Source organism: Streptosporangium sp. NPDC000396, assembly GCF_042898655.1.
Lineage (GTDB): Bacteria > Actinomycetota > Actinomycetes > Streptosporangiales > Streptosporangiaceae > Streptosporangium.
This window is the reverse complement of record NZ_JBIAZA010000053.1, coordinates 22,087-28,086: the sequence shown is the minus strand read 5'-3', so window position 1 is coordinate 28,086 and position 6,000 is coordinate 22,087. Positions and strand designations below refer to the sequence as shown.

The 6,000-nt window shown below is 67.8% G+C and carries 7 protein-coding genes and 1 pseudogene; 4 read left to right on the top strand and 4 right to left on the bottom strand.

What is annotated here, in order from left to right; all coding sequences use genetic code 11:
• Window positions 1-360 precede the first annotated feature (360 nt).
• Entirely contained in the window at window positions 361-738 is a 378-nt protein-coding gene (locus ACFY2X_RS45555) for a hypothetical protein (protein WP_389951211.1), read from the bottom strand.
• Between ACFY2X_RS45555 and ACFY2X_RS45550 the strand changes: the two are divergent.
• From ACFY2X_RS45550 to ACFY2X_RS45540, 3 genes and pseudogenes are all read left to right on the top strand, one after another.
• Window positions 713-1,249 (top strand): annotated as a pseudogene (locus tag ACFY2X_RS45550) (plasmid pRiA4b ORF-3 family protein); the annotation flags it as partial. The gene ACFY2X_RS45555 and the pseudogene ACFY2X_RS45550 overlap by 26 nt on opposite strands.
• 32 nt (window positions 1,250-1,281) lie before the next feature.
• On the top strand, window positions 1,282-1,719 hold the full coding sequence (locus ACFY2X_RS45545; RefSeq protein WP_389951218.1) for a hypothetical protein: 438 nt from the start codon (window positions 1,282-1,284) through the stop codon (window positions 1,717-1,719).
• Window positions 1,720-1,738: 19 nt separating this feature from the next.
• Window positions 1,739-2,413, top strand: a complete 675-nt coding sequence (locus tag ACFY2X_RS45540) for a recombinase family protein (RefSeq protein WP_389951214.1) — start codon at window positions 1,739-1,741, stop codon at window positions 2,411-2,413.
• A gap of 826 nt (window positions 2,414-3,239) precedes the next feature.
• Here the strand turns inward: ACFY2X_RS45540 and ACFY2X_RS45535 are convergent.
• Window positions 3,240-3,470, bottom strand: coding sequence for a hypothetical protein (locus ACFY2X_RS45535; protein WP_389951208.1), 231 nt, complete (start codon window positions 3,468-3,470; stop codon window positions 3,240-3,242).
• Between the two features lie 116 nt (window positions 3,471-3,586).
• On the opposite strand from ACFY2X_RS45535, the gene ACFY2X_RS45530 reads away from it, so the two are divergent.
• Entirely contained in the window at window positions 3,587-4,483 is an 897-nt protein-coding gene (locus tag ACFY2X_RS45530) for a hypothetical protein (RefSeq protein ID WP_389951205.1), read from the top strand.
• A 209-nt stretch (window positions 4,484-4,692) separates the two neighbouring features.
• On the opposite strand, the gene ACFY2X_RS45525 is transcribed toward ACFY2X_RS45530, so the two are convergent.
• A complete protein-coding gene (locus ACFY2X_RS45525) occupies window positions 4,693-5,145 on the bottom strand; it encodes a VOC family protein (RefSeq protein ID WP_389951202.1) in 453 nt (150 codons plus the stop codon).
• 31 nt (window positions 5,146-5,176) lie between these two features.
• A complete protein-coding gene (locus ACFY2X_RS45520) occupies window positions 5,177-5,485 on the bottom strand; it encodes a DUF5996 family protein (RefSeq protein WP_389951199.1) in 309 nt (102 codons plus the stop codon).
• Window positions 5,486-6,000 lie beyond the last annotated feature (515 nt).

Here is a 6,000-nt window from a genome sequence, read left to right as displayed (position 1 = left end):
GGGCCTGCCCCGACGGCACGCACGGCGCACCAACAAGATCATAAGAACCCGAAGATCACCACATCGAAAATCTCTACGGTTCGAGGGTATTGCCACAACCCCGGAGTAACACGGCAGGAAGCGGCGATCTCGGCCATGGTGTATGTGGGCCGGACCCCTTACCGTGGCGCCGTCGCCGCCGGACACGTCGGTGTGGATGGAGCCGGTGGCCACGGGGAAGATCACCGAACGCGGTTCTGCCGCAGGACCGTGGCCCGGTTGGAGGACCCGATCGACGTCGCCAGGGGGCGAGGCCGCCCGGGAGGCGGCAACTGCCGACCTGGCGGTTCGGACACGGGAGAGGGCGCCCGGGCGCAGGGGTCAGTTGTCGGGTGGCGGGGCGGCGGCGAGGAGTTCGCTCTTCACCTGGTCGTAGTCGGCCAGGGCCTGTGGGTCGCCGTGGTGGTAGTCGGTCCAGAAGCCTGGACGCTGCCAGCGGGCGTCCGCGAGGCGGGTGCGGCCGTCGGCGATGGTCAGGGTCCAGCCGGGTGGTATCCGGGTGTCTACCGTCTCGAAGTTGATGGGGTCCCAGAGTAGTCCGGGGTCGGGTGTGTCGGGGCCGAGCACGCGGATCTGGCAATCGATGTCGTAGGCGACCATCTCCAGAACCGGGTAAACGCCGCCCACGCGGATCCCGTCATACTCCGCGACCGGGTAGTCGCCGTCGGGATGGATGATCTCCAGGCATCTGACTCTCATGGGTAGAAGTCTCACCCTGGCCGATCCCCGGTCGCTGTCCGGGGCACGGCCCCGAGGAACAGCGGAACGAGAACGTACAAGCCGTCTGCAGCCGACCGTCGTCAGCGTAGGTCATGATGCGGCGGAGTCCCGAAAGGCGTCCCGGTCGGCGCGGGCTGGCGTTACCGTGACGCGCGTCGCCGCCGGACACGTTGAAGAGGCAGGGCCACCCATGGGCACCATCCACCAGTTGAAGGTCACCCTGCGCGAGGTTCACCCGCCGGTGTGGCGGCGCGTCCAGGTGCCGTCGGAGGCGAGCCTGGCCGAGCTGCACGAGGTGATCCAGGTCGCGATGGGCTGGCAGCAGCACCACCTGCACCTGTTCGGCAAAGGGGACCGGGAGTACGGCGACAACGCGCGCGACGAGACGACGGTGACGCTGGCCCATCTGATCCCCCGGGCCGGGGACTGGCTCGGCTACCGCTACGACCTGGGCGACTGCTGGGATCACGACATCGAGGTGGAGAAGGTCCACCGGGCGGCCAAGAACACCACCTATCCCAGGTGCAGCGGCGGCGGCCGCGCCTGCCCCCGGAGGATTCCGGCGGGCCGGAGGGCTACGTCGAGCACATGCGGGCCTTTCGGCACCGCAAGGGCTGGAAGTACCGGGTGGCCAAGCACATCTTCGGCACCACTCGGTGGGATCCGGCCCAGTGGGACCGCGCCGAGGTCAACGTCGGCCTGGCCGGGCTGGCCAAGCTGTGGGCGAAGCAGGCCGCGGCGAAGGCCAAGCGGGAGGCGAAGGAGAAGGCGGCGGCCGTGGTGGCGGAGGCCTCGGCGGAGCCTTCCGTCCCCGAAAACAGCCGTCCCGGAAACGGTCGCTTCCGGGACGATGAAACGATCATGGTCGCCGAGGAACGACCGTCCCGAAACCGCTCCCGAAACCGCTCCCGAAACCCTGCCCCCGGAAATGGAGTTTCAGGACCCTTTTCGAGACGATAGGGATACGAGCACCCCCACCGTGCCCGCGAAGGAGACCCCGGACGCCCCCACGGCGACCACGGAGACGGTCCCCGGCCTCTCCGCCGGGTCCGTTCCCGCCCCTGCGGCGATCAACGCGATCCGGGTCGGCTACGCCCGGGTGTCCACCCGCGCCCAGGATCACCTGTCCCAGATGGAGGCGCTCGCCGGGGCGCATTGCCGGGAGGTGGTCGAGGAGACCGTCGGCACCCGCAAGGACCGGCCGAAGCTGGCCGCGACCATCGAGCGGATGCAGGCTGGCGACACCCTGGTCATCTACAAGCCCGACCGGGTGGCGCGCTCGGTGAAGGAGCTGCTGGTCTTCCTGGAGGACGAGCTGGCCCCGCGCGGCATCAACCTGGAGATCCTGTCCGGGATCTGCGCGGGCCTGCACCGGCCCAACGGGCAGACGGTCGCCCACAAGATGCTGTTCCTGGTCGCGGCGATGGCCGCGGAGATGGAACGCGACCTGATCGGCGAGCGCACCCTGGACGGCCTGGCCGCGGCCGCTGCGCACGGGCGCAAGGGTGGCCGGCCCTCGGCGGTGACCGAGGACGTCCTGGCCGCCGCCCGCGCCCGGCTGGCCCGGGGAGAGTCGGTCACCGCGATCGCCAAGGCGCTGAAGGTGGGCCGCTCCACCCTGTATCGGGCCCTGGAAGGCGACGACCGGCGGTAGCGGGGCGGTGTTGACCGTCGTGTGGCCACATGGTGAATCCACGGCTCAATCGATTGGCGACCGGGCGAGCCTCGAAGCGAATTGCCGAATTGTTCTTATAGGGATTGATGACCAGTTATTGTAGCGTCAGTGGAGCGACTAAACGGCATTAACGCAAAGAATCGGAGTGCTCGTAATGCTATTTCTGTCGCGCGTAATTTGTCTCCGCAGTGCCTGTCTCGACAGGCGCGGAATCCTGATTTCCCTGGCGCTCATCCCTGGACTTCTGACTTCGTGCTCCGGGAGCGTGTCATGCAAGCCGTGCATGGGGCCCGGTAACGCGCTATCAATCCGTGCAGAAAGAGATATCGCGGATCGTGGACTTACATTCGAGGCTTGCCCAGGTGTAGAGCCATGCCAATCCTCCATTTGGTACACACCCAGGGAATTTGCATCAGCCGTAGGCAAGCCAATCGACGCCGAGTTCGGCAATGGATATATATGGTATGGGCCTCAAGCCGATTGGGTGGGCCGCGTAGTGACGGTCACCGTCAAAGGCCAAGATAGACGCATCATCGGGCAGGGCCGCGCGGTGTTCGAGAAGGTCGACAACGACCCGGCCGATTGCGACTGCACCGTTACGCGAGCAGTGGCCACTATCGAAGCCGTCGATCCCCGGGGAGGATAGGTGTGGGATGACCGCACACGGCGTTCTTGGCGCCGGTTCCTGGGTTCCTCAACCCCGGAGTCGGTCACCGCGATCGCCAAGTGCTGAAGGTGGGCCGGTCCACGCTGTATCGAGCATTGGAAGGCGACGACCGGTCTTCCTCTGCCTGATCGCCGGAGCTCACTGGCCCGGGTCCTGCCAGCCGTCCACGAAGGCCTGCAGCGCAGTGCGCTGGCGCCGTTCCTCGGCGAGCACGGCCTCCAGGGCGCGCATGTCGATGTGCTCGGTGACCGCGCCCAGCACGAGCCGCCGCAACTCCTCCGGGTTCAGCCCCTTCACCTCCCACTGCACCGGGTGCTCGATGTCGTAGCCATGTCGTAGCCGTGCTGGCGGGCCCAGGCCGGCCAGCACAGCTCGGTCACCATCGCCTCTGCCGACTGGCCGTCCGGCGTAACTGGAGGGGCGGCCACATCACCTGGAAAGGTGACGTTCCCGAAACATCATCTTTTCGAGAAGGACCACGATCCATGAAGCGATGGGCCGCCCTGCTGGGCGCTCTGCTGGCTGCGTCGGTCGCGTCCGCGACGGCCGCTGCCGTTCCCGCCGCGGCGCAGGCCGGTCCCCCCGACCCGGTCCAGGCGCTCAAGCGGCGGTTCCGCCCCGAACGCGGCGTCCACATCGCCGAGGTGACCCGCTTGATCTTCGAGGACAAGCAGTCACTGAGACTCCGGGTCAACGGCAGGGTGCAGCTCGGTCTCTCCGGGCGGGCGGCCTCCGACGCGACCATGCAGTTGGTCATCGACCCGCCCGTCAGGAAACTGCTTGAGAGCAAGGACGGAGACGAGCTGCGGAACACCGGAATCGAGGATCCGCAGGAGACGATCGTCGTCGGCGGGCACCGCTACACCTCTCACACGCTCTACGCGGGGCTCCTGCCCGACGGCAAGACCTGGGTGCGCGCGGGCTACCGGGTTACGGACAACGCCGCCAGTCTCCAGACGATCGACGTGTTCGAGCCCGCCGTCCTGAAGGCCATGCTCGGCAGGGCGAAGGCCAAGCCGGTCTCCGGCGGCTTCTTCTACCAAGAAATGGTGAGCTACGGGCAGCCGGCCAAGTCGTCTAAGAACCCCTCCGCCGCGGTGCTGCGCGAAACGCTCTCCGGCGACAGCGACCGGAAGATCGCATGGCGGCTGTGGACCGACGGCACGGGCCTGCCTATCCGCCTGATGACTACCGAGGCCACGTGGTGGAACAGCAGGACGCCGGCGACCCATCGGACCGACACCCGCTACAGCGAATGGGGATCGCACGTCGTGGTCCTCGCCCCGCCCGCCGACCAGGTCGCCGACGAGACGGAGCTCTCCTTTGACCCATTCAACCTTCCCGAGCCCAAGGAACTCCTCACCAGGCCATCCACCTCCTAGACGGCGTCCTCCTCCCGAACGTGACCTCAGCCGCCATGTAGCAGTGAGGTCACGTTCGGGAGGAGGACGCCTGATCGTGCGGGTCAAACACGACGCTGCGAGCCTGCCCGCGCCGGCGCGCCGTGGCGCGACGCCCGCACCTGGCTCATGCGAGGATGATCCGCTGACCTCGGCATGCGCCGCTCGCGCCCGTCCCCAGCCGGACGGGGTCAGGCGGGCGGGTCGGCGTAGACGCCGTGCAGCATGCCGGTGGCCTGGCCGACCTCGATGAGGTGCCCGTCCGGGTCGCGCATGTAGCAGCGGATCTCGGCCTTGCGGTCGATCGGCTCGGTAAGGAACCGGGCGCCGAGCGACGTCGCGTGCGTGTGGAAGGCGGCGATGTCGGCGACGCGGACGTTCATGAACGCGGTCACCGGGTCGCCGGGCTCAGGCGCTCGCAGCGTGACGTCCGGTTTGTCCGGGGTGGGGCCGCCGCCGGGGTTCATGATGATCCACGTGTTGGCGACCTTCACGATCGCCGGGTTCTCTTCAAGGACGACCTCGCCGCCCAGGACGTCCGCATAGAACGCGCGCGAGCGGGCCACGTCCCGGACGGTCAGGAAGTGCGTGACCACCAGCCCCTCGACGGGCGCGGGAAGCTGTTCGCGGTCGACCATGCTCATCACCTCACAGGTTGTGGTGCGCTATGTGCGCCTAGCGGGCGGGGTCGGCCTCCAGTGCGTCCCGGTCCCAGTGGGCGAGCTCGACGTCGAACGCCTCGGCGCCATACGGAATCGCGGATGTCGTCAACCCGCGCGAGCTCACGTACAGCGTCACGTTCCACCAGCGGTTCATCAGCGGCGCGTGCGCCAGCCGAACCTTGCCGACGATCTGCATCCACATGTGCAAGGTGTCGCGAGTTTCGTGCCAGTCGGCCACGCGCAGCCGCGGCCAGACCTGCCGTCCCATCACTGTCTCCCTCGGCCGGATCGATCGTGCGCCGTTCTCGCGCAAGGGGGTCATGCCCGGCCGGATGGGGGTTAGTCGGGTATGTCGTAGGCGGCCTTGGGGTTCCGATAGTAATCGCGGAAAATCCAACGAATATACCCCTGACCTGCTCTGATGTGAGGGCACCGCAGGACTGGTGTGCCGGTTAGTGGGTGCGGCCGCCCGAGCCAAGGATGCCGCTGACCTCGCCCGGGTGCTCCACGTCGAGGCTGGTCAGCGATATCCGTTGGATTTTCCGCGATTACTATCGGAACCCCATGAAAGCCCAGAGTTCGTGCGAACCCAAGGGGCAACGCTGAACTGTCGGGGTGGTCTGGGAGGCATACACCCTTGGGTTCGCCGGAACCTGAGGCCGTCTACGGCCAGCCAGTCGGCCTCGGAGCGGAACCGGGGGCGGCGCCCAGGCCCCGGCGGAGGCTGGCCCGTCCGCCCCGGCACGTGGCTGGGGCGCCTGAGCCGGTGTACGGAGCCGACCCCCGCGCCAGCAGGCTTCTCTGCCAGGGCGACACCCGGCATCGGACCGAGCCGTC